Genomic DNA, 520 nt, shown 5'->3' with positions numbered 1-520 from the left:
CTCCGCCCTGATCGCGCAGGACGACTGGGTCATCATCGATGGCGATGCCGGCGTGGTGATTGTCGATCCGCCGCCGGTGGTGCTGGAGCAGTACCGCGAGCGCCAGGCCAGGATGCTGCGCGAGCGCAAGAAGCTGTCCAAGCTGAAGAAGACGCCGGCAATCACCAAGGATGGCACCGAGATCGCTCTGCTGGCCAATATCGAATTGCCGCAGGACTGTCCGGCGGCGCTGGAAGCGGGCGCCACCGGCATCGGCCTGTTCCGCTCCGAGTTCCTGTTCATGGGCCGCGCCGGCTATGCCAACCGCCTGCCTACCGAGGACGAGCAGTTCGAGTCCTACAAGATGGCGGTCACGGCCATGAAGGGCCGGCCGGTGACGATCCGCACCCTGGACATCGGCGCCGACAAGCCGATGGACAATGCCGAGGAAACCGCGCTCAATCCGGCGCTGGGCCTGCGCGCGATCCGCTACTGCCTGGCCGAGCCGCAGATGTTCATGGCCCAGCTGCGCGCCATCCTG

1 protein-coding gene is annotated in these 520 nt (G+C 66.5%); it reads left to right on the top strand.

Features of this window, described 5'->3' with window-relative positions; all coding sequences use genetic code 11:
* Positions 1 to 520: putative PEP-binding protein (locus JK635_RS29355; protein ID WP_498043902.1), on the top strand; the 520-nt coding region annotated here is incomplete at both ends.

Source organism: Neobacillus paridis (genome assembly GCF_016765675.1).
GTDB classification, from domain to species: domain Bacteria; phylum Bacillota; class Bacilli; order Bacillales; family Cytobacillaceae; genus Neobacillus; species Neobacillus paridis.
Note: the sequence above shows the minus strand (reverse complement) of the source record. Positions and strands in the feature narration are given on the sequence as shown.